Annotated in this window: 23 protein-coding genes; 6 read left to right on the plus strand and 17 right to left on the minus strand. The window is 64.6% G+C overall.

Annotation, left to right across the window (positions count from 1 at the left end; genetic code table 11):
* Positions 1 to 2: 2 nt before the first annotated feature.
* Genes J3485_RS16525 through J3485_RS16535 form a run of 3 tightly spaced genes read right to left on the minus strand, consistent with a single transcriptional unit; the run spans position 3 to position 2,536 of the window.
* The gene (locus tag J3485_RS16525; protein ID WP_206954652.1) at positions 3 to 1,112 is read right to left on the minus strand and encodes a COX15/CtaA family protein; all 1,110 of its coding nucleotides are present in this window, start codon (positions 1,110 to 1,112) and stop codon (positions 3 to 5) included.
* Between the two features lie 31 nt (positions 1,113 to 1,143).
* The gene (locus J3485_RS16530; RefSeq protein ID WP_206954653.1) at positions 1,144 to 1,812 is read right to left on the minus strand and encodes an SCO family protein; all 669 of its coding nucleotides are present in this window, start codon (positions 1,810 to 1,812) and stop codon (positions 1,144 to 1,146) included.
* Between the two features lie 19 nt (positions 1,813 to 1,831).
* Positions 1,832 to 2,536 (minus strand): SURF1 family protein, encoded by a 705-nt coding sequence (locus tag J3485_RS16535; RefSeq protein ID WP_206954654.1) that lies wholly within the window; start codon positions 2,534 to 2,536, stop codon positions 1,832 to 1,834.
* Positions 2,537 to 2,670: 134 nt separating this feature from the next.
* On the opposite strand from J3485_RS16535, the gene J3485_RS16540 reads away from it, so the two are divergent.
* Entirely contained in the window at positions 2,671 to 2,880 is a 210-nt protein-coding gene (locus J3485_RS16540; RefSeq protein WP_206954656.1) for a twin transmembrane helix small protein, read from the plus strand.
* Positions 2,881 to 3,055: 175 nt separating this feature from the next.
* On the opposite strand, the gene J3485_RS16545 is transcribed toward J3485_RS16540, so the two are convergent.
* The 8 genes from J3485_RS16545 to J3485_RS16575 form a co-directional block, all read right to left on the minus strand.
* Positions 3,056 to 3,913 (minus strand): cytochrome c oxidase subunit 3, encoded by an 858-nt coding sequence (locus J3485_RS16545; protein WP_206954657.1) that lies wholly within the window; start codon positions 3,911 to 3,913, stop codon positions 3,056 to 3,058.
* A 97-nt stretch (positions 3,914 to 4,010) separates the two neighbouring features.
* Entirely contained in the window at positions 4,011 to 4,205 is a 195-nt protein-coding gene (locus tag J3485_RS16550) for a DUF2970 domain-containing protein (protein ID WP_242538590.1), read from the minus strand.
* Positions 4,206 to 4,236: 31 nt separating this feature from the next.
* On the minus strand, positions 4,237 to 4,860 hold the full coding sequence (locus J3485_RS16555; protein WP_206954661.1) for a cytochrome c oxidase assembly protein: 624 nt from the start codon (positions 4,858 to 4,860) through the stop codon (positions 4,237 to 4,239).
* A 30-nt stretch (positions 4,861 to 4,890) separates the two neighbouring features.
* Positions 4,891 to 5,022 carry a cytochrome oxidase small assembly protein gene (locus J3485_RS28940; RefSeq protein WP_242538591.1) on the minus strand — a complete coding sequence of 44 codons (132 nt, stop codon included), beginning with the start codon at positions 5,020 to 5,022 and terminating at the stop codon, positions 4,891 to 4,893.
* A 125-nt stretch (positions 5,023 to 5,147) separates the two neighbouring features.
* On the minus strand, positions 5,148 to 6,755 hold the full coding sequence (ctaD, locus tag J3485_RS16560) for a cytochrome c oxidase subunit I (RefSeq protein ID WP_206954663.1): 1,608 nt from the start codon (positions 6,753 to 6,755) through the stop codon (positions 5,148 to 5,150).
* A gap of 55 nt (positions 6,756 to 6,810) precedes the next feature.
* The gene (gene coxB / locus J3485_RS16565) at positions 6,811 to 8,181 is read right to left on the minus strand and encodes a cytochrome c oxidase subunit II (RefSeq protein ID WP_206954665.1); all 1,371 of its coding nucleotides are present in this window, start codon (positions 8,179 to 8,181) and stop codon (positions 6,811 to 6,813) included.
* Between the two features lie 39 nt (positions 8,182 to 8,220).
* The gene (locus J3485_RS16570; protein WP_206954667.1) at positions 8,221 to 8,697 is read right to left on the minus strand and encodes a DUF2244 domain-containing protein; all 477 of its coding nucleotides are present in this window, start codon (positions 8,695 to 8,697) and stop codon (positions 8,221 to 8,223) included.
* Positions 8,698 to 8,995: 298 nt separating this feature from the next.
* Positions 8,996 to 9,976 (minus strand): methyltransferase domain-containing protein, encoded by a 981-nt coding sequence (locus tag J3485_RS16575; RefSeq protein WP_206954669.1) that lies wholly within the window; start codon positions 9,974 to 9,976, stop codon positions 8,996 to 8,998.
* A gap of 70 nt (positions 9,977 to 10,046) precedes the next feature.
* Here J3485_RS16575 and J3485_RS16580 point away from each other — a divergent pair, with 70 nt between their 5' ends.
* Both J3485_RS16580 and trmL read left to right on the plus strand, forming a co-directional pair.
* On the plus strand, positions 10,047 to 10,880 hold the full coding sequence (locus tag J3485_RS16580; protein WP_206954671.1) for a ComF family protein: 834 nt from the start codon (positions 10,047 to 10,049) through the stop codon (positions 10,878 to 10,880).
* A 21-nt stretch (positions 10,881 to 10,901) separates the two neighbouring features.
* Positions 10,902 to 11,372 carry a tRNA (uridine(34)/cytosine(34)/5-carboxymethylaminomethyluridine(34)-2'-O)-methyltransferase TrmL gene (gene trmL, locus J3485_RS16585; protein ID WP_206954680.1) on the plus strand — a complete coding sequence of 157 codons (471 nt, stop codon included), beginning with the start codon at positions 10,902 to 10,904 and terminating at the stop codon, positions 11,370 to 11,372.
* Here trmL and J3485_RS16590 read toward each other — a convergent pair.
* The 5 genes from J3485_RS16590 to J3485_RS16610 form a co-directional block, all read right to left on the minus strand.
* On the minus strand, positions 11,345 to 11,893 hold the full coding sequence (locus tag J3485_RS16590) for an O-acetyl-ADP-ribose deacetylase (RefSeq protein WP_206955844.1): 549 nt from the start codon (positions 11,891 to 11,893) through the stop codon (positions 11,345 to 11,347). The two genes, trmL and J3485_RS16590, sit on opposite strands and share 28 nt — an antisense overlap.
* Before the next feature lie 112 nt (positions 11,894 to 12,005).
* Positions 12,006 to 13,034, minus strand: a complete 1,029-nt coding sequence (locus J3485_RS16595) for an NAD(P)H-dependent glycerol-3-phosphate dehydrogenase (RefSeq protein ID WP_206954682.1) — start codon at positions 13,032 to 13,034, stop codon at positions 12,006 to 12,008.
* A gap of 22 nt (positions 13,035 to 13,056) precedes the next feature.
* Positions 13,057 to 13,533, minus strand: coding sequence for a protein-export chaperone SecB (secB, locus tag J3485_RS16600; RefSeq protein ID WP_206954684.1), 477 nt, complete (start codon positions 13,531 to 13,533; stop codon positions 13,057 to 13,059).
* 156 nt (positions 13,534 to 13,689) lie between these two features.
* Positions 13,690 to 13,950 carry a glutaredoxin 3 gene (gene grxC / locus J3485_RS16605; RefSeq protein WP_206954686.1) on the minus strand — a complete coding sequence of 87 codons (261 nt, stop codon included), beginning with the start codon at positions 13,948 to 13,950 and terminating at the stop codon, positions 13,690 to 13,692.
* 12 nt (positions 13,951 to 13,962) lie between these two features.
* Positions 13,963 to 14,373 carry a rhodanese-like domain-containing protein gene (locus J3485_RS16610; protein ID WP_206954688.1) on the minus strand — a complete coding sequence of 137 codons (411 nt, stop codon included), beginning with the start codon at positions 14,371 to 14,373 and terminating at the stop codon, positions 13,963 to 13,965.
* A 138-nt stretch (positions 14,374 to 14,511) separates the two neighbouring features.
* Here J3485_RS16610 and gpmA point away from each other — a divergent pair, with 138 nt between their 5' ends.
* The 3 genes from gpmA (at position 14,512) to J3485_RS16625 (ending at position 17,884) form a co-directional block, all read left to right on the plus strand.
* Complete coding sequence (gene gpmA / locus J3485_RS16615; protein ID WP_206954690.1) at positions 14,512 to 15,258, plus strand: 2,3-diphosphoglycerate-dependent phosphoglycerate mutase; 747 nt, start codon at positions 14,512 to 14,514, stop codon at positions 15,256 to 15,258.
* Between the two features lie 180 nt (positions 15,259 to 15,438).
* Complete coding sequence (locus tag J3485_RS16620) at positions 15,439 to 16,986, plus strand: S41 family peptidase (RefSeq protein ID WP_206954693.1); 1,548 nt, start codon at positions 15,439 to 15,441, stop codon at positions 16,984 to 16,986.
* A 124-nt stretch (positions 16,987 to 17,110) separates the two neighbouring features.
* A complete protein-coding gene (locus tag J3485_RS16625) occupies positions 17,111 to 17,884 on the plus strand; it encodes a HesA/MoeB/ThiF family protein (protein WP_206954695.1) in 774 nt (257 codons plus the stop codon).
* Here J3485_RS16625 and ptsP read toward each other — a convergent pair.
* Positions 17,861 to 19,615, minus strand: a complete 1,755-nt coding sequence (gene ptsP / locus J3485_RS16630; RefSeq protein ID WP_206954697.1) for a phosphoenolpyruvate--protein phosphotransferase — start codon at positions 19,613 to 19,615, stop codon at positions 17,861 to 17,863. The genes J3485_RS16625 and ptsP overlap by 24 nt on opposite strands.
* Positions 19,616 to 19,754: the final 139 nt, after the last annotated feature.

Raw genomic sequence — 19,754 nt, forward strand, 5'->3', positions numbered from 1 at the left:
GATCACGCGGGTGCGGCTTCGTGCGGCGAAACGGCGGCGCGGCGAAGTCGGCTGGAAGCGGTTCGAAAGTTTAGCACAACGACGAGCAGCAGCAGGACCGCCGCGCCGCCGTTGTGCGCGACGGCGATCGGCAGCGGCCACTGCAAGACGATGTTCGACAGGCCCGTCGCGAACTGCAGCGCGAGCACGATCAGCACGCCCGTTGCCGGGCGGCGCAGCGATTCGAAGCGGCGCATCTTCCATGCCAGGCCGGCGAGGTACGCGATGACGACCAGGGCGAACGTGCGGTGCGTCCAGTGAATCGCCACGAGCGCATCTTGCGTGATGACCTCGCCGTCGCCCGTCATGCCGAGCGCGCGCCAGAGATGAAACCCTTGCGCGAAATTCATCGGGGGCAGCCAGTGGCCGTTGCAAGTCGGGAAATCGGTGCAGGCGAGCACCGCGTAATTCGTGCTCACCCAACCGCCGAGCGCAATCTGGATGACGAGCAGCACGAGCGCCGCGAGCGCCGCCACGCGATAGCGCGCGATTTCGGGCTCGTAGGCCGGCTGCGGCGTCAGCCGCGCGGCGAACCAAGCGAGCGTGCCGAGCAGCGTCAACCCGAGCAGCAGGTGGGTCGTGACGATCACGGGCTGCAGCCTCAACGTCACGGTCCATGCGCCGAACGCGCCTTGCACGACGATCAGCAGCAGCAGCGCAGTCGGCCACCACGGCGAGACGTGCAGCGCTTTGCGCTTGATGCGCGCAACCCATGCGCTGGCGGTTTGCGCGATGATGAGCACGCCCAGTGCCATCGCGAAGTAGCGATGCGTCATTTCGATCCACGCCTTCACCATGCTGACGGGCCCGCTCGGCATGGCCGCATGCGCGGCCGCGATCTGCGCGTGCGCGAGGAACGGCGAGGCCGTGCCGTAGCACCCGGGCCAGTCGGGGCAGCCGAGGCCCGAATCGGTCAGACGCGTGAAGCCGCCGAACATGATCAGGTCGAGCGTCAGAAACGTCGTGACCCAGACGAGCTTGCGAAATTTATCGTCGCTCCCCTTGATCCAGACGTAGCTCAGTGGAAGCAGCGCGATGCAAAACCCCCTCGCACCCAATTGCAGCCAAAACATCGATTACCCTCCAACCAATCTGCAGCGTGCGTCAGCCGATACTCGACCACGACAGGAGCCTACTGACGTCGCCCTTGATCTTGCTCGGATTCGGGTTCTTCGGAAACCGCATCATCAGGTTGCCGTTCGGATCGACGAGATAGATGTGATCGACGTCGCTCGTCCCCGCATCCGCCGGCAGCCATGCGCTCAGCGCCGCCGGATCGGCGATCAGCTTGCGCGTGTCGGGATAGGCGCGCTCGATCGCGTCGGGCACGGCGCCGGCGTCGGTGCGCAGCCAAACCGTGACGACACGCTCGCGTTCGCCCCCCTGCGTCGCGCGGATCTGGCGCATGAAGTAGAGCTTGGTCGCGCAGGCTTGGCCGCAAGCGCTGGCGTCGACGCTGATCATGAGCCAACGCCCTCGCAGCGACGCGAGCGGCATCGGCTTGCCCGCTTCGTCCTTGACGATGAGCGCGTCCGAAATGGGGCGCTGCGGCTCGATCAGCGTGCCGTAATTCGTCGTCCCGCCCTTCGGCTTGAACACGTAAAACGTCAGATACGAAGCGATGACGGGTGCCGCGCACATGATCGCAATCATGAGCACGACCCACCGCCCGCGCGTCCAAGAGCCGCGCGCGGCGGCTTGTACGGGCGATGCGGATGCGGCGCGGCCTTGATCGGCGGCGCCGCTGCGCTCGCGTGAACCTTTAGATGACATCGACAAGCCCAACTCCCTCTCAAATTCCCTTTTTCGCGGCCCGTCTGGCCGCGTACAAGCCGAAGCCCAAGGCCGCGGCGGCCATGCCCCACCACTGGAACATGTAGCCGTAATTGGTGTCGACGCCCGTCGTCGGCGCAGGCCAGTCGCGCACGAGCGCGTCGCCGTCGTCGCTTGTCTGCTGAACCACGAACGGCTGCAGCGCCAATCCCGTTTCGGACGCGAACGCGGCGACGTCGAGATTTTGCCGAATCTGCTGATGCGGCGCGGAGCCGCCTTGGCCGAGTTCGAACGCGCGCGATGCGTTGGCGCGGGCGATGCCCTCGATCGCGACCTCGCCCGTCGGGGTGCGATACGGCGCCATCGCCGTGCGCACGTCGGCATTGCGCGGCAGCCAGCCTCGATTGACGAGGACATAGCCTCCGCCCGTCAACTCGAGCGGCATCACGACGTAGAAACCGGGCTGGTCTTGGTACGGACGATTGTCGAGATAAACGACGTGAGCAGGCATGAAGCGACCGACGGCCCGCACCCGATGATATTCGATCGACGCGAGCGGGATCGGCTGCGCGCCGACCGATCGGGCCGGCGCGTGCTCATATCGTTCGATCTGCGCCTGCAGCGCTTCCTTTTGATGCGCGCGGTCGCGCTGCCAAAAGCCGAGCCGAATCGTCACGGCCATCACGAACAGGATCAGCAGGGCGGGTACGAGGCGGATTTTCATATCAAACGGACCAGGGCGAAGGCAGTTGTGCCCGAATAAGCGCCCTTCCGCCCTCCCGCCGTGCGTGCGAGCCGGACGTCGGTGCGATAATTGCATTCATTGCTACACGTCGATTCCGAATATCGGTTGATTCCATGCACATTCTCGTTGCCGTCGCCTTCATCCTCATCATCGCCAGCATGATTTCGGCCCTGTACTTCATGATGCACGACCGCGGCAAGTCCAAGCGGATGGTCTGGTCGCTCGCCACACGCGTCGGGCTGTCGATCTCGCTATTCCTCTTCCTCTGGCTCGCGCATTGGCTAGGCTGGCTTCAATACAGCCACGTGCCGCTGGGCCGCTGAGCAATCCGCTCGATGCTGCGGCACATTGCCGCAGCACTCCCACTGAAAACACAAACGCCGCCTCGATCGACTCGAAGGCGGCGCATCGATACGGCTACTTCATCTCGGCCGCATCGCGCCGATCGGGCGATGCGCCGCAGCCCGCCGCCTGCCGGCAGACGGGCTTCGACTGCATTTACAGCCAGTAGACGACGACGTACAGGCCGAGCCAGACGACGTCGACGAAGTGCCAGTACCACGCGGCGCCTTCGAACGCGAAGTGGTGATCGGCCGTAAAGTGGCCGCGAATCAGGCGTACGAGAACGACCGTCAGCATCGTACCGCCGAGAAACACGTGGAAGCCGTGAAAGCCCGTCAGCAGGAAGAACGTCGAACCGTACACGCCCGAGGCCAGCGTGAGGTTCAGTTCGTTGTACGCGTGGATGTACTCGAACGCCTGCATGCACAAGAAGCAGAAGCCAAGCACGACCGTCGCGGCCAGCCACGCGATGGTCTTTTTGCGATGGTTGTCACGCAGCGCGTGGTGCGCCACCGTCAGCGTCGCGCCCGAGCTCAAGAGCAGCGCCGTGTTGATCGTCGGAACGGGCCACGGCACCATCCGCTTGAAGTGGCCGGCTAACTGAGCCGGACCTTCGTTCGGCCATACCGCCGTGAAGTCGGGCCAAATGAGCTTGAAATCGAGGCTGCCCAGTTGGTGCATCGCAATCTCGCGCGCGTAGAAGAGCGCACCGAAGAAAGCACCGAAGAACATGACTTCGGAGAAGATGAACCAGCTCATGCTCCAGCGGTACGACGTGTCGACGCGCTTGCCGTACATGCCGCTCTCCGATTCGGAGATGGCATCGCCGAACCAGTGCCACAGCACGAACAGCAGCCACAGCAGGCCGGCGAACAGCGTGTACGGAGCCCACGACGTGTCGTTGATCCACAGCCCCAACGATCCGAGCATGACGAAGACGCCGACCGACGCCATGGCCGGGTGCCGAGACGGATTCGGCACGAAGTAATACGGGCTCTCGTTTTGACCGCTCATTGTTGATTCTCCACTTCAGTCCAGTTATGCACTTAATCGGCGGCGCGTCGATACCGCACCGCTTCTCTTTTCCAGTTGCCTCGCCCGGCTCTCGCGCTCAGTTCACGACCGCATGCACGATCGCGATCAGAATCGCGATGAAGACGGCCGCCGCGATCAGCCCCGCTGCAATCAAATGCAGCGGATTGAGTTGCATGTCGGCCTCGTGATCGGTTCGGCGACGCACGCCGAAAAACGACCAGAACACCGCCTTCATCGTCCTGGCAAAACTGCTTTTGCCGCTCGAGGCCATCGCCCTCTCCATCGCTCGCCATCCGCTCGTGTCAGGCGCCGCTCACGGCCGTGACCGCCCGCTGCGCATCGGCCGTCTTCGTCGCCGCGGCGCTTGCCGTGCCACCGGCCGGCACGTCGAGCTCGAAAAACGTGTACGACAACGTGATCGTCTTCACGTCGCGCGGCAGCGCCGGATCGACGTAGAAGACCACCGGCATCTCGCGCGTCTCGTGCGCGGCAAGCGTCTGCTGCGTGAAGCAAAAGCATTCGATCTTCTTGAAGTATTCGATCGCGTGCCCCGGCGCGTAGCTTGGGATCGCCTGCGCGCGCACCGTGCGGTTCTGTCCGTTCGTCACGCGATACTTCACGACCGTTACTTCTCCCGGATGCACGTCCAGCGCGTTCTGCTCGGGCTTGAACGCCAGCGCGCCGCGCGCATTCGCGTCGAACTCGATCGACACCGTGCGCGTCGCGTCCACTTGCGTGTTCTTCGCCTCGCCGACCGTCGCATCACGCTTGACGAGGTTGTTCACGCCGGTGATTTGGCAAATCGAGCGATAGAGCGGCACGAGCGCGAAGCCGAAACCGAACATGACCGCCGACATGACGACGAGCTTGATCAGCATCGACCGATTCAGCAATCGATCGGCATCGCGCGGAGCACGCGTCGACATGTTTCCCTCGCTAAACGTCCGACGCTCGGCTCAATGAGACAGCCACTGCTTCAGAACGAAACCCAGAAAGAAGACGGCTGCGATGGCGAACAGGATCGCGCCGAGCCGCAGGTTGCCGGTGCGCATCTGCTCCGGCGTACGTCTTTTTTGTGGGTGGTTCATCTCATGTTTCTTTGCTTGAGGCGGGAGCGGCAGGCCGCCCTCGCCTCGTCTTTCGCGGCCGCGCCGGCCACCGGCCCACCCGTGTATTTCGCACGCGTGGGCCGGCGACGAGCGGCCGATTCACATTACTCGACCGTCGGCGGCGTTTCGAACGTATGGAACGGAGCCGGGCTCGGAATCGTCCATTCGAGGCCCGTCGCGCCATCCCACGGCTTGTCGGACGCCTTCTCGAGCTCGCCGCCGCCGCGATACGCGGGCAACACGACGGCGAACAGGAAGTAGACCTGCGCCAAACCAAAGCCGAATGCACCGATCGTGATGACTTGGTTCCAATCGGTGAACTGAGCCGGGTAATCGGCATAGCGACGCGGCATGCCGGCCAGCCCGACGAAGTGCATCGGGAAGAACGTCAGATTGAAAAAGATCATCGACGCCCAGAAGTGGATCTTGCCGCGCGTCTCGTTGTACATCCACCCTGTCCACTTCGGTGACCAGTAATACCAGCCGGAGAACAGCGCGAACAACGACCCCGCAACTAGCACGTAGTGGAAGTGCGCAACGACGAAGTAGGTGCCGTGGTATTGGATGTCGAGCGGCGCCATCGCCAGCATCAGGCCCGTGAACCCGCCCATGGTGAACACGAACAGGAAGCCGATCGCGAACAGCATGGGCGATTCGAAGGTCAGCGAGCCGCGCCACATCGTCGCGAGCCAGTTGAACACCTTCACGCCCGTCGGCACGGCGATCAGCATCGTCGCGTACATGAAGAACAACTGCCCCGTCACCGGCATGCCCGTCACGAACATGTGGTGCGCCCAGACCATGAACGACAGAATCGCGATCGAGGCCGTGGCGTACACCATCGAGCTATAGCCGAACAGCGGCTTGCGCGAGAACGCCGGGATCACCTGCGATACGATCCCGAACGCCGGCAAGATCATGATGTAGACCTCGGGGTGCCCGAAGAACCAGAAGATGTGCTGGTACATGATCGGGTCGCCGCCGCCGGCCGCGTTGAAGAACGACGTACCGAAGTGACGATCGAACAGCAACATCGTGATGGCGCCCGCCAGCACCGGCATCACCGCGATCAGCAGGTACGCCGTGATGAGCCACGTCCACACGAACATCGGCATCTTCATCAGCGTCATGCCCGGTGCACGCAGGTTCAGGATCGTGACGATGATGTTGATGCTGCCCATGATCGACGACGCGCCCATGATGTGCAGCGCGAAAATCGCGAAGTCCATGCCCGGGCCCATCTGCGTCGACAGCGGCGCATAGAGCGTCCAACCCGCGGCCGTCGCGCCGCCCGGCGCGAAGAACGAGCCGACGAGCAAGCATGCCGCGACTGGCAGCAGCCAGAAGCTGAAGTTGTTCATCCGCGCGAAGGCCATGTCGGCCGCGCCGATCTGCAGCGGAATCATCCAGTTCGCGAAACCGACGAAGGCCGGCATGATCGCGCCGAACACCATGATCAGCCCGTGCATCGTCGTGAGCTGATTGAAGAACTCGGGGCGCATGATCCACAAATACGGGTGGAACAGCTCGGCCCGGATCATCAGCGCCGCGACGCCCCCCGAGAGGAACATCGTGAACGAGAACACCAGGTACATCGTCCCGATGTCCTTGTGATTGGTGGCGAACAGCCACCGGCGCCAGCCATGCGGCGTGGCGTGCGCATGGTCAGCGTGGCCATGGCCCGCGGCTACATCGTGTCCGATGCTAGACATGAGAATCTCCTAGAGCAAATAGTGCGGCACCGACTGTGATGAACACAGCGACACGTCAAGCCGCCGGCGCGGTGCGGGCAGCAACCACTTCCGGCTGATTCTTACCCACCCGGCTGGCCGTCACGGCGAGCTTCGCGCCGATCGAGGCCGTTGGCCCGCTCGCGGCTGCACCGCTGGCCGCCGGCGCCGCGCTTGCGCCCGCCGGCGCGGCAGCCGTGCCCGACAGGTGATCGCCGCCTTCAGGCATCTTGCCGTTGCGGGCATCGGCAACCTGCCGCGGCTGCAGGATGTCGCCGGTGTGGTTACCCCACGAATTGCGTTCGAACGTGATCACCGAGGCGATCTCGACGTCGCTGAGCGTCTTGCCCCAAGTCGGCATCGCGCCCTTGCCGTTCAGCACGATGCTCACGTGGTTCGCGATCGGACCGTTGACGATCTTGCTGCCGTCGAGCGCCGGGAACACGCCCGCGCCCTTGCCCGTCGGCTGGTGACAGACGGCGCAGTTCGACTTGTACACGTCGGCGCCGCGCTGCATGAGCTCGGCCATCGTGTAGGTGCGATTCGGATCGTCGTTCGCGTTCGCCATCTTCTTTTCTTGGTCGGCGACCCACTTGGCGTAGTCGTCGTCGGACAGGACCGTCACGACCACGGGCATGAACGCGTGCTCCTTGCCGCACAGTTCGGTGCAGAAGCCGCGGAACGTACCGGTCTTCTCGGCCTTGAACCAGGTGTCGCGCACGTAGCCCGGGATGGCATCTTGCTTGACGCCGAACGCGGGTACGTACCAGGAGTGAACGACGTCGTTGGCCGTCGTGATGATGCGGATCTTCTTGTGGACCGGCACGACGAGCGGGTTGTCGACTTCCTGCAGGTACGTATCGGTGAGCGGCGCGCGCCCGTCGATCTCGGCACGCGGCGTGGTGAGCGTCGAGAAGAAATTGATGCCTTCGCCCGGACCCTTGACGTAGGTGTAGCCCCACTTCCACTGGTAGCCCGTGACCTTGATCGTCAAATCGGCGTTGCTCGTGTCCTTCATGGCAACGACCGTTTTCGTGGCAGGCAGCGCCATCAAGATGACGACGATGAACGGCACGATCGTCCAGATGATTTCGACCGTGGTGCTTTCATGGAAATTGGCTGCCTTGTGTCCCTTCGATTTGCGATGCGCGAACATCGAATAGAACATCACGCCGAACACGCCGATGAAGATCACCGTGCACAGCAACATCATCATCATGTGCAGGTGATAGAGCTCTTCAGCGATTTTCGTCACGGGCGGCTGGAAATTGATCTCGTTGACGGCGGGGCCGCCCGGACTATCACCGACTGCCCAGGCGGCATGCACGCTGAGCAGCCCGCACGTCGCCAGCACGCCCATGAGGGCTCGCTTGATTGTTTTCATAGCTTCCTTACCCAAAATTTCCATTCAAATCCTCGCCCCCGCCGATGGCCGGCTCAAGTCGCCTCAACCGCACCGCGCCAGCGTCGCGCGCAACTCGCTTGCGAACGACGCGCGCCGGTATTGCGCGAGATGCACGCCGACCACGACCGTTTGCCCGCGCGACACCACCTTGACCGGATCGCGCGGCAACGCACCGTGCTCGACCCGCACCCAACGCGGATTGAATTCGTACTGCGTCAACCGCTCCGCGCTCATTTGCTCGATCACGAGCCGGTTCGGAAAGAGCCGGATACGCTCGTAATCGACCGCATGGCGCGCATGAATCACAAACGCGACGCCAACCGCCAACAGTTCAATGCCCGTGAACAGCAGGATCGGCCATGCGCCACGCACGACTTGCGAGCCGGCGACGACCGACGAAAACAAGGCCAAAGACGCATAGAACCAAACGAACTGCCGCGGCGAAACCGAGCAATTGCGCTTCATCAGCCAATCTCGAAGGACCGGCTCCGCATCCGTCAGCAAGGTTGTCGCTTCCATCGCCGCCTCCCGCGCATGCCGATAAGCACACCGCGCTATTCGGGGCCTGCCGCACCGGGACTGTGGGGAACTTCCGGGCGACAAACTGACGCATTATAGGCGCGTTCAATGGCATCCACAAGCAAACGGCTATCGCCCTGCAAGCCAAGCGCGACAAGCCTTTGCGGGCTTTCGGCCGCTTTTTTTGCGAACCGTCTCGCCCACTGATTTCGACCATAACGGATCGCAACTTTACGATCCGCGACAAAGCGTCGCAGGCTAGGAATTCTTGCGATGCGGCGCCTCGGGCGTGCGTCGACTATCCAGTGCGGCGGCGTCCGATGTCTTCCAGGCGCACGATCGCATGCCCGTCGGCCGTCGTGCGCGGCACGGCCTTCCATGCATGGCCGTAGATCACCTCGAACGTCAACGCGATCGTGTCGTCGGCGCGGCGCCGCGCCTCCAGTGCTTCCAGCAGCGCCGCGTGCAAACGCCGCGCGTGCGCAACTGCCGCAGGCGAGCCGTTCTCTCCGGCGACGGCGCGGCGATGCGGGTATGCCCCCCAGCGACGCACGTCGGCGAGCAGCGACTGCGGCGACCGATACGTGATCGTCAACGTCTCCTGATCCATCACAGGAATCTCGAACCCGCTTTCGACAAGCATGTCGCCAAGATCGTGCATGTCCACGAAGTCGATCACGTGCGCCGCGCTCGGCAAGCCATGCGCGGCCTCGACCTCGGCGTAGGCCCCGCGCAACTCGCGCAGCGTGTCGGGGCCGAGCGTGCTGAACATCAAGAGGCCGCCCGATTTGAGCACACGCGCCCATTCGGGCAACACCAGATCGGGCTGCGCATGCCAATGCAGCGCGAGATTGGACCAGATGAAATCGAATGCGCCGGCCGCGAACGGCAGCGCCGCAAAATCCGCTTGAGCGAGGCGCGGACCGCGCGCGCCGAGCGAACGCTGCAGCGCAGCAGGCAGCAAGCGGCGCCATCCGGTGTCGCCGACCGCATGGGGCAGTGCACGCGTCAGCATCGAATAGGACAGGTCGACGCCCGCGAGCGGCGCTTCGGGAAAACGCTCGCGCAGCAAGGGCAGATCGTCGCCCATGCCGCACCCCGCATCGAGCATGCTCGTCGGGTTCACCTTGATATAGTCGAGCCGCTCGCGCATCCGCCCGGCAATCTCACGCGGTAGGAACGCAACCTCGCCGAACTTTGCTGCGCGGCGATCGAAAATGCGCCGCACAAGTCGGGAATCGTAGGCCGGACGGCCGGACTTTGCGGGTGTGAGGGACATGACGGTCGAACGAGCGAGGAGCCCGAAGTATACTCGCTCGCTTCGATCCGTCCAGCGAGGAGAGCCGCCCATGGAGAACGCAGCAGGCTCGCCGAGCGCGAACGCCAGACTCCCGGCGCGGCGCGGCCGCGCACGTGGCGCAACCCTGTGCGCGATCCCGCTCGTTCACCGCGTGGCCGGCCTCGCACTGCCGCGGACTTGCCTGCTCTGCGGCCTCTCGTGCAGCCCCTCGTGCGGCACAATGTCGCAAGGCCCGATCTGCTCGGCATGCGACGCGGCGTATTGGAACGAGCCGCGGCTGCGCTGCACGATATGCGCGCTGCCGTTGCCCGCGCTGCGGCAGCGCCCCCGTGAGCTTGCGCAGTTTCGCTGCGCCGCGTGCACGCGCACGCCACCGCCGTTCGACGCGACGCTTGCGCTGGCCGACTACCGTCCGCCGCTCGAACGGCTTGCGCTCGGGCTCAAGTTTCATGCGCGTCTGGCTGTCGCCCGCGAGTTCGGCCTGCGCCTGGCGCGCCTAGCCGGCGATCATCCGGCCTGCGCGCCACCGCCCGACGTCCTCGCGCCGATGCCGCTCGCGCACGCGCGGCTCGTCGAGCGCGGCTTCAATCAGGCCTGGGAGATCGCGCGAACGCTCGCACGCGCGCTGAACGTGGCAGCCGAGCCGACGCTCATACGGCGCGTCGCGGACACCGCGCCACAGTCTCGGCTCGATCGCGACGCTCGCCGGCGCAACGTCGCAGCGGCTTTTCGCGTAACGCGGCGCGTGCGCGGCCTACACGTGGGGCTCGTCGACGACGTCATGACGTCCGGGGCGACACTCGAGGCGGCAGCGCATACATTGAAGATGGCGGGCGCGCGGCGCGTGACGAATTTCGTCGCGCTGCGCACGCCGCAAGATTGACACTCTCGTTTAAGCGAACCCATGTTCAACGTCGTTCTCGTCGAACCCGAAATTCCGCCCAATACCGGCAATGTCATCCGGCTCTGCGCCAACACGGGCGCGCGACTCCATCTAGTCGAGCCGCTCGGCTTTCCGCTCGACGATGCGAAGATGCGTCGCGCCGGCCTGGACTATCACGAATATGCGCAAATGCGCGTGCATGAAAGCTGGGATGCGCTGCTCGCGAGCGAAGCGCCCGACCCGGCCCGGATGTTCGCCTTCACGACGCGCGGCTCAGGACGCTTTCACGATCGGAGCTTTTCGCCCGGCGACTGGTTCGTCTTCGGCGCAGAAACGCGCGGGCTGCCGGCGGCGCTGCTCGATCGCTTTGCGCCCGAGCAGCGCGTGCGGCTACCGATGCGTCCCGACAATCGCAGTATGAATCTGTCGAACACCGTGGCCATCGTCGTGTTCGAGGCATGGCGTCAGGCGGGCTTCGAAGGCGGCGCCTGACGCCGGCCGAATTGCGCCTCGTAAAGACGCAGCATCGGCTCGGCGAAGCACGCAAACACGATTCGAGTCACGCCGGGAAGCGACGGTAGCGTATCGGCAATGGTATCGACCGCGATGCGCACCGCCTGCTCGGCCGGGAAGCGATAAATGCCGCAACTGATCGCGGGAAAGGCGACGCTCGCGCAGCGCGCCTCGTGCGCAAGCTCGAGCGAGCGGCGGTAGCACGACGACAGAAGTTCGGCCTCCCGGTGGCCGCCGCCCCGCCAAATGGGGCCGACCGCATGCACGACATACTTGGCCGGCAACCGGTAGCCGCGCGTGAGTTTCGCGTCTCCCGTCGCGCAGCCGCCCAGCGTTTCGCATTCGCGCAGCAAATCGTGGCCCGCCGCCCGATGGATCGCACCGTCGACGCCTCCGCCGCCGAGCAGCGAGGTATTGGCCGCATTTACGATCGCGTCGACGGCCAGCGTCGTGATATCGGCCTCGCACGCCTCCAATCGGCACGCGCCCAGGATGAGCATGGACATGGCTGCGCCTCCTCTCGTGCGCCGCGATCAGGCAGGGCACGGCGCTCGATACAGCGTAGTGCACTTTCGCAGCGCGTACCGGAGACCATCCAAGATGGGGCGAGCGTCAACCCGCCGCGCCTTTTGCCCCAATCGATTCGGCGCGCGCATCGCGGCGCAATAGCGCATCGACGGCAGCGCGCGGCGCCACGCCGTCGAACAACACAGCGCAAACCGCCTGCGTGATCGGCACGTCGGCACCGTGCGCCTGTGCAATGGCAAGCACGGCTTTCGCGCAGCGCACCCCTTCGGCCACGTGGCCGAGCCCGCCGAGAATGTCGTCGAGCGAACGCCCCTCGGCAAGCTGTAGCCCAACGGTGCGGTTGCGCGACAAATCGCCGGTGGCGGTGAGAATGAGATCGCCAAGCCCCGTGAGGCCGGTGAACGTTTCGGGACGGCCGCCGAGCGCGACGCCAAGCCGCGACATTTCCGCGAGCCCGCGCGTGATCAACGCCGCCCGTGCATTGAGGCCGAGCGCGAGACCGTCGGCGATACCCGTCGCGATCGCAAGCACGTTCTTTACGGCGCCGCCCACTTCCACCCCAACGACGTCGTCGCCGGTATAGATGCGCAACGCGCCATGATGGAAAGCCGCAAGCGTGCGCTCACGGCAAGCGGCCGACGCGCTCGCGACCGTCAGCGCGGCCGGCAGCCCCAACGCGACTTCGCGCGCGAAGCTCGGCCCCGATAGCACGCCGATGCTCGGATGCCCGGCGAGTTCGGCCGCAACGACCTGATGCGGCAGCAACTGCGTATCGGCTTCGAATCCCTTGCAGACCCACACGAGATGCGCCGGGACGCAACCCGCTTCGTCGCGCATCGCACGGCACAGCGCACCCAGCCCCGCAACAGGCGTCGCGACGACGACGAGCGACGCATCGTTTGCCGCGTGGGCGAGCGCGGCCGGCAGGCTCGCTTCATATCGCAGCGCAGCCGGCAGTGCAACGCCGCCGAGGTAGTGGACGTTTTCGCGCTTGGCCTCGAGCTCGGCGACGAGCGCGGCATCGCGCGCCCACAGCAACGTGTCGTGCTTGAGCGCCAGGTGTGCCGCGAGCGCGGTGCCCCACGCCCCGGCCCCGAGGACTGCAACCTTCATGGCCGGCACCGCCCGCGTTCGCTCAATGCTGCGTGGCGTTCGCCGCCGCGCCGCCGTCCGGCTGCGCGCTCAACTGCGCAAGGCGCTGCTCGTAGAGCGCCTGGAAGTTGATTTCGGCCAGATGGATCGGCGGGAAGCCCGCACGCGTGATCGCATCGGCGACGTTCGAGCGCAGATACGGGAAGATGATCGTCGGGCAGGCAATGCCGACGAGCGGGTCGATCTGGTCGGCCGGAATATTGCGGATATCGAAGATGCCCGCTTGCTTGGCCTCGATCAGGAACGCCACTTTCTCGTTGACCTTGGCCGTGACCGTACCCGTCACGAGAATCTCGAAGATGCTTTCGGCGAGACGCTCGGCTTTGACGTCGACCTCCACTTCGACCGACGGCATGTCCTGCTCGAGGAAGATCGCCGGCGAGTTGGGCTGCTCGAGCGACAGGTCCTTCAAATAGACGCGCTGGATGTTGAAGAACGGCTGGTTGTTCTGGTCCGACATGGTGACTCCGATGGGTAAATGGTGCCGCGGCAGTCAATAAACCCGCCGCCTGCGTGCGGTGGCGCCCGAGCGGGGACTCGCGCGCGCGTAGCTTGAAAAATCGGGCGGGAAACGCGTTGGCGCGCAGCCTGCGCGCCAACCGCTCCCGCTTATGGCTTAGCCTTGGCCGAGCAGCGGCATCAAGCCGCCGGCGCGGTCGAGCGCGGACAAGTCGTCATAGCCGCCGACGTGCGTCTCGCCGATGAACACCTGCGGCACGGTGCGACGCCCCGTGCGCGTCATCATTTCCTCGCGCCGGGCCGGGTCCTTGTCGATCAAGATCTTCTCGACGTGCTGAACGCCGCGCGACTTCAATAGGCGTTCGGCCATCTGGCAATACGGACACACCTGCGTGCTGTACATGACGACGGAATTCACTCTCGCGCTCCTTTACTTGACGACCGGCATGCCGGCCTGCTGCCAAGCGTTCAACCCGCCTTGCAGCACGTGGACCTCGGTATAGCCCGCCTCTCGGACGGCGCGCGAAGCCTTGTTCGATTGCAGCCCCGTCTGGCACACGAGCAATACCGGCGTAGCCTTATTTTTCGCGATTTGGCCGATTTTTGCTTGGAGCTCGTCGAACGCGAGGTGGCGGGCGGCCGGCAAATGGCCGGCGGCGTAGTCGGCCGCCGTGCGCAGATCGACGACCACCGCGTTGCGGCGGTTGATGAGATTCGTCGCTTCGGGGGCGGACAGGCCGCCGCGGCCGCGCCCGGAGATCAACGGCCAAAGCAGCAGCGCGCCGGATACGACTAGGGCCGCGAGCAGCACGAGATTGGTGTAATCGGTGAAGAACGTCACGTGGATCCGTCGAAAAGGAGAAGTAAACGAAATCGGCAATCCAGCCATTATAAAATATCCGTTTGACGCGATGGCGCTTCCCTGTTCGGGAGAGGTGCCGATGCGCGTCGCGCTTCCTCACTACCGACCGACAACCTCATGTACAAGCTCGTTCTCATCCGCCACGGCGAATCGACGTGGAACAAGGAAAACCGCTTCACCGGCTGGGTCGACGTCGACCTCACCGAACAAGGCAACCGCGAAGCCGCCCAAGCGGGGCAACTGCTCAAGGAAGCCGGTTACACGTTCGACATCGCCTACACGTCGGTGCTCAAGCGCGCGATCCGCACGCTCTGGCACGTGCAGGACCAAATGGACCTCATGTACCTGCCCGTCGTCCATTCATGGCGCTTGAACGAGCGCCACTACGGCGCGCTCGCCGGCCTGAACAAGGCCGAAACCGCGGCCAAGTACGGCGACGACCAAGTACTCGTCTGGCGCCGCAGCTACGATACGCCGCCGCCGGCGCTCGAAGCCACCGACCCGCGCGCATCCTACGACGATCCGCGCTACGCGAAGGTGCCGCGCGCCGAGCTGCCGCTCACGGAGTGCCTGAAAGACACGGTCGCGCGCGTACTGCCGATCTGGAACGAGTCGATCGCCCCGGCGCTCAAGGGCGGCAAGAAGGTGCTCATCGCCGCGCACGGCAATTCGCTGCGCGCGCTGATCAAGTACCTGGACGAGATCTCCGACAGCGACATCGTCGGGCTCAACATCCCGAACGGCGTGCCGCTCGTCTACGAACTCGACGAAAACCTAAAACCGATTCGCCACTACTATCTGGGCGATCAGGACGCAATCGCCCAGGCGCAGGCGGCCGTCGCCAAGCAAGGCAAGGCCGGCTGACCCGCGCGGCGGGGCTCGGCCGGCGCCGGGCAGGGTCCCGCCGCGAACCGATCGGCCCCGCGCCGGTCCAATCTGCGCTTAAGTCCGTTGCGCCGCCCGCGCTTCCCCAGTCGAGCAGTTATACTTGACCGTCCTTCGCCCACGGCGCTCATACCCCGTTTCCCGAACGCACCAGACTCTATGCGCACGAAACTCAAGAACATCGGCTTGATCGCCGCTGGCCTCGCCACCGGCGTCTTCGCGACGCTGCAATTTTCCGCCGCCGCGCAGCAACAAGCCACAGCGCCGCTGCCGCTCGATCAGTTGCGTCTTTTCGCCGAGGTGTTCGGGCAGATCAAGCACGACTACGTCGTGCCCGTGGACGACAAGAAGCTGCTGACCGAAGCGATCAAGGGCATGGTGTCGAGCCTCGACCCGCACTCGTCGTATCTCGACAAAACGGACTACCAAGAGCTGCAGGAGCAGACAAAGGGTCGCTTCGCCGGCCTCGGCATCGAAATCTCGCAGGAAGACGGCCTCATCAAGGTCATCTCGCCGATCGAGGATACGCCCGCGTTCCACGCCGGCATCCGCCCCGGCGACCTCATCACGCGCATCAACGACAAGCCCGTGCGCGGCATGACGCTCGATCAGGCCGTCAAGCAAATGCGCGGCGACCCCGGCACCAAGGTCACGCTCACGATCTTCCGCAAGACCGACGACCGCACGTTCCCCGTCACGGTCACGCGCGCGATCATCCGCGTTCAAAGCGTGAAATCGAAGATTCTCGCACCCGGTTATGCTTACGTGCGCATTACGAGCTTCCAGGAGCGCACGGTTCCCGACCTCGCGTCGAAGCTCGAGGACATCGCTCGCGAGCAGCCGAATCTGAAGGGCTTCGTGCTCGATCTGCGCAACAACGGCGGCGGGCTGCTGCAAAGCGCGGTCGGCGTGGCCGGGGCGTTCTTGCAGCCCGGCTCCGTCGTCGTCTCGACGAACGGCCAGATCCCCGATTCGAAACAGGTCTATCGCGACACCTACGATAACTACCGCCTGCCGTCGTTCGATTCCGATCCGCTCAAGAACTTGCCGGAAATCTATAAAACGGTGCCGATGCTCGTGCTGACGAACGCCTATTCGGCGTCGGCTTCCGAAATCGTCGCCGGCGCGCTGCAGGATCAGCACCGTGCACAGACCATGGGCAAGACGACGTTCGGCAAGGGCTCCGTGCAGACGGTGCGTCCGCTGACGGCCGACACGGCGTTGCGCTTGACGACGGCCTACTACTACACGCCGAGCGGCCGCTCGATCCAGAACAAGGGCATTCGCCCCGACTTCCCCGTCGATCAGTACGCCAACGGCGATCCCGACGACGCGCTCGTCACGCGCGAGGTCGATTACTCGAACCACCTCGCCAACACGCAGGATCCGAACGAGAAGAAGGAAGAAGAGCAGCGCGAAAAGGATCGCATGCAGCAGCTTCAGCAGCTCGAGGAAGAAAACGACAAGATGACGCCCGAGCAGCGCGAGAAGGAACGCGACCGCAAGCCGGTCGAATTCGGCTCGGCGGACGACTTCATGCTGCAGCAAGCCCTGGACAAGCTCGAAGGCAAGCCGGTGCAGTTGTCGAAGTCGGTCATGGAGCGCAAGCTCGCAGAAAACAAACCGCCGCGCTCGGCGTCGGCGCCCGTCGCCGTCAAGCCGGCATCGCCCGTCTTGCCCGCCTCCGCGCCCGCGTCGAGCAAGTAACGCCGCACCCGGCCGGCCTTCGCCCCGCTCTCCCAACGCACGTTCGCCTGCGCGAACGGAGGGCGTGGGCGCTAGCGCCGCCTACGCGGCGCCATCGCATCAGCCCATTCCCCGGCGCGCCGCCATGAACGACGATCAACTCCTTCGCTATTCCCGCCACATCCTCGTCGACGAAATCGGCATCGAGGCGCAGCAGCGCTTCCTCGATGCGCATGCGATCGTGGTCGGCGCGGGCGGCCTCGGCTCGCCGGCGGCAATGTATCTGGCCGCGGCCGGCGTCGGCACACTGACGCTCGTCGATGCCGATTCGGTGGATCTCACGAATCTGCAACGGCAGATTCTGCATGCGACGGCTTCGATCGGACAAAAGAAGGTGGAATCGGGGCGCGAGACCATTGCGCGCCTGAACCCGGAAGTACGCGTGCAAACTGTCGATCAGCGCATCGACGACGCGTGGCTCGAGGCGCGCGTCCCAGCCGCTACCGTCGTGCTCGACTGCACCGATAACTTCGCGACGCGCCACGCGATCAACCGCGCCTGCGTCAAGCATGGGGTGCCGCTCGTGTCGGGCGCGGCGCTGCGCTTCGACGGCCAAATCAGCACGTTCGATTTCCGCGACGAAAACTCGCCCTGCTATGCCTGCGTCTTTCCCGAGGATCAGCCGTTCGAGGAAGTCGCCTGCTCGACGATGGGCGTATTCGCGCCGACGGTCGGCATCATCGGCGCGATGCAGGCGGCCGAGGCGCTGCGCGTCATTGGCGGCATCGGCCACACGCTGACGGGCCGGCTCATGATGCTCGACTCGCTGCGCATGGAATGGACGACGATGAAAATCGCCCGCCAGCCCGAATGTCCCGTGTGCGGCAGCGGCGGTTCACACCTGGGTGAGACACCGTAACGCGGCCTGCACCTCTTCGGGCTCGAACGCCGCCAAGACATCGGCGACGGGCTTCTCCAAGGCCGGCAGATTGGCGCGCAAGATCTCCTGCTTCACCACCAACAACTGGCTCGGGTGCATCGAAAATTCGGTGAGCCCCATGCCGAGCAACAAACGCGTGAGCTGCGGGTCGCCGGCCATCTCGCCGCAGACGGACACCGACACGCCCGCGCGCTTCGCCTCGCGCAGCGTAAAGGCGATCAAATGCAACACGGCCGGATGCAACGGGTCGTAAAGATGCGCGACGGCGTTGTCGGCGCGATCGATCGCGAGCGTGTACTGGATCAGATCGTTCGTGCCGATCGACAGAAAGTCGACGCGCTTCAAGAACAGCGGCAGCGCAATGGCCGCGGCCGGAATCTCGATCATCGCGCCGATTCGCACGCCCGGGTCGTACGGCAGGCCGGCGTCGTCGAGCTGGCGCTTGGCCTCGCGTATCAAGTCCAGCGTCTGGTCGATCTCCTGAGCATGGGCGAGCATCGGCACGAGAATCCGCACCTGGCCGAATGCCGAGGCGCGCAGAATCGCGCGTAGCTGCGTCAAGAACATCTGCGGCTCGGACAGGCTCCAGCGAATCGCACGCAGGCCCAGCGCCGGATTCGGCGCGCTTTCGTAGCCGTCGGCGCCGATCGACTCGAGCGGCTTGTCGGCGCCGACGTCGATCGTACGAATCGTCACGGGTAAGCCGCCCATGAGCTCGACCGCGCGCTTGTACGCCTCGAACTGCTCCTCCTCTTCGGGCAGATGGTCCTTGTGATTCATGAACAAGAACTCAGTGCGAAAGAGCCCGACGCCGACGGCGCCGGCCTCGACGGCCGCGCGCGAATCCTCGGGCAGCTCGATGTTGGCCAGCAGCGAAATCTTCGTACCGCACAGCGTTTGCGTGGGCGAGAACTTGAGCCGCTGCAGCTTCTTTTGCTCGAGGAGCTTTTCGCTTTGCCGATACGAATACTCTTCGAGCACGATCGGCGCGGGATCGACGATCACGATGCCGTGATCGCCGTCGACGATGATCAAGTCGTCCTGGCGGATCAGAGCGCTCGCATGCTGAACCCCCACGGCCGCCGGAATCCCGAGGCTGCGTGCAACGATCGCCGTATGCGACGTGCGGCCGCCGAGGTCGGTCACGAAGCCTTGGAACGTTTGCGTCTTGAACTGCAACATGTCGGCCGGCGAGATATCGTGCGCGACGACGATCATGTCGTCGGGCGAATCCGCGTTGGCGCCGCCGACGAGCAAGGCCGCCGATGGCGCCCCGGCCAGGGCCTTCAAAATGCGCTCGACCACTTGCTGCACGTCGGCCTTGCGCTCGCGCAGGTACTCGTCCTCGATATCGTCGAAGTGCCGCGAGAGCCGCTCGAGCTGTTCGGTCAACGCCCATTCGACGTTATAGCGACGCGTGCGGATGAGGTCCATCGTCTCTTGGACGAGCATCGCGTCGTTGAGAATCATCGTATGGACGTTGATGAACGCGCCAACCTCGCTCGGCGCGTCGGCCGCCAGATCCTCGCTCAGGCGCTCGAGCTCGATCTGAACCCCCTTCAAAGCGGCGCGAAAGCGCTCGATCTCGCCATCGATTTGCGGTGGATCGACGAGGTAATGGTCGACGTCGAGCGCTGCAGGCGCGATGAGATAGGCTCGCCCGATCGCGATGCCGCGTGACACCGGAATACCATGCAGCGAAAACGACACGCGCACCTCCTCGAGTTGTTTGGTACCGCGGGAAATAACCGCCGCAATAAGACCTCAATGGTCGATTATAAATTCCGAGGACCGCTGTTGACTGCGTGCGGCGCAGCATCGCGGGCCGCAATGACGTATTGCCGTCCAT

Origin of the sequence: Trinickia acidisoli (assembly GCF_017315725.1) — a bacterium.
GTDB lineage: Bacteria > Pseudomonadota > Gammaproteobacteria > Burkholderiales > Burkholderiaceae > Trinickia > Trinickia acidisoli.

Coding starts and splice junctions, on each gene's coding strand:
- secB (WP_206954684.1), bottom strand. CDS start 13,533: ATGTCGGACCAGAACAACCAGCCGTTCTTCAACATCCAGCGCGTCTAT.
- gpmA (WP_206954690.1), top strand. CDS start 14,512: ATGTACAAGCTCGTTCTCATCCGCCACGGCGAATCGACGTGGAACAAG.
- J3485_RS16525 (WP_206954652.1), bottom strand. CDS start 1,112: ATGTTTTGGCTGCAATTGGGTGCGAGGGGGTTTTGCATCGCGCTGCTT.
- J3485_RS16545 (WP_206954657.1), bottom strand. CDS start 3,913: ATGAGCGGTCAAAACGAGAGCCCGTATTACTTCGTGCCGAATCCGTCT.
- J3485_RS16620 (WP_206954693.1), top strand. CDS start 15,439: ATGCGCACGAAACTCAAGAACATCGGCTTGATCGCCGCTGGCCTCGCC.
- J3485_RS16580 (WP_206954671.1), top strand. CDS start 10,047: ATGGAGAACGCAGCAGGCTCGCCGAGCGCGAACGCCAGACTCCCGGCG.
- J3485_RS16550 (WP_242538590.1), bottom strand. CDS start 4,205: ATGGCCTCGAGCGGCAAAAGCAGTTTTGCCAGGACGATGAAGGCGGTG.
- J3485_RS16535 (WP_206954654.1), bottom strand. CDS start 2,536: ATGAAAATCCGCCTCGTACCCGCCCTGCTGATCCTGTTCGTGATGGCC.
- J3485_RS16625 (WP_206954695.1), top strand. CDS start 17,111: ATGAACGACGATCAACTCCTTCGCTATTCCCGCCACATCCTCGTCGAC.
- coxB (WP_206954665.1), bottom strand. CDS start 8,181: ATGGAAATTTTGGGTAAGGAAGCTATGAAAACAATCAAGCGAGCCCTC.
- J3485_RS16530 (WP_206954653.1), bottom strand. CDS start 1,812: ATGTCATCTAAAGGTTCACGCGAGCGCAGCGGCGCCGCCGATCAAGGC.
- trmL (WP_206954680.1), top strand. CDS start 10,902: ATGTTCAACGTCGTTCTCGTCGAACCCGAAATTCCGCCCAATACCGGC.
- J3485_RS16575 (WP_206954669.1), bottom strand. CDS start 9,976: ATGTCCCTCACACCCGCAAAGTCCGGCCGTCCGGCCTACGATTCCCGA.
- J3485_RS16540 (WP_206954656.1), top strand. CDS start 2,671: ATGCACATTCTCGTTGCCGTCGCCTTCATCCTCATCATCGCCAGCATG.
- J3485_RS16570 (WP_206954667.1), bottom strand. CDS start 8,697: ATGGAAGCGACAACCTTGCTGACGGATGCGGAGCCGGTCCTTCGAGAT.
- J3485_RS16590 (WP_206955844.1), bottom strand. CDS start 11,893: ATGCTCATCCTGGGCGCGTGCCGATTGGAGGCGTGCGAGGCCGATATC.
- J3485_RS16555 (WP_206954661.1), bottom strand. CDS start 4,860: ATGTCGACGCGTGCTCCGCGCGATGCCGATCGATTGCTGAATCGGTCG.
- J3485_RS16595 (WP_206954682.1), bottom strand. CDS start 13,034: ATGAAGGTTGCAGTCCTCGGGGCCGGGGCGTGGGGCACCGCGCTCGCG.
- J3485_RS28940 (WP_242538591.1), bottom strand. CDS start 5,022: ATGAACCACCCACAAAAAAGACGTACGCCGGAGCAGATGCGCACCGGC.
- ctaD (WP_206954663.1), bottom strand. CDS start 6,755: ATGTCTAGCATCGGACACGATGTAGCCGCGGGCCATGGCCACGCTGAC.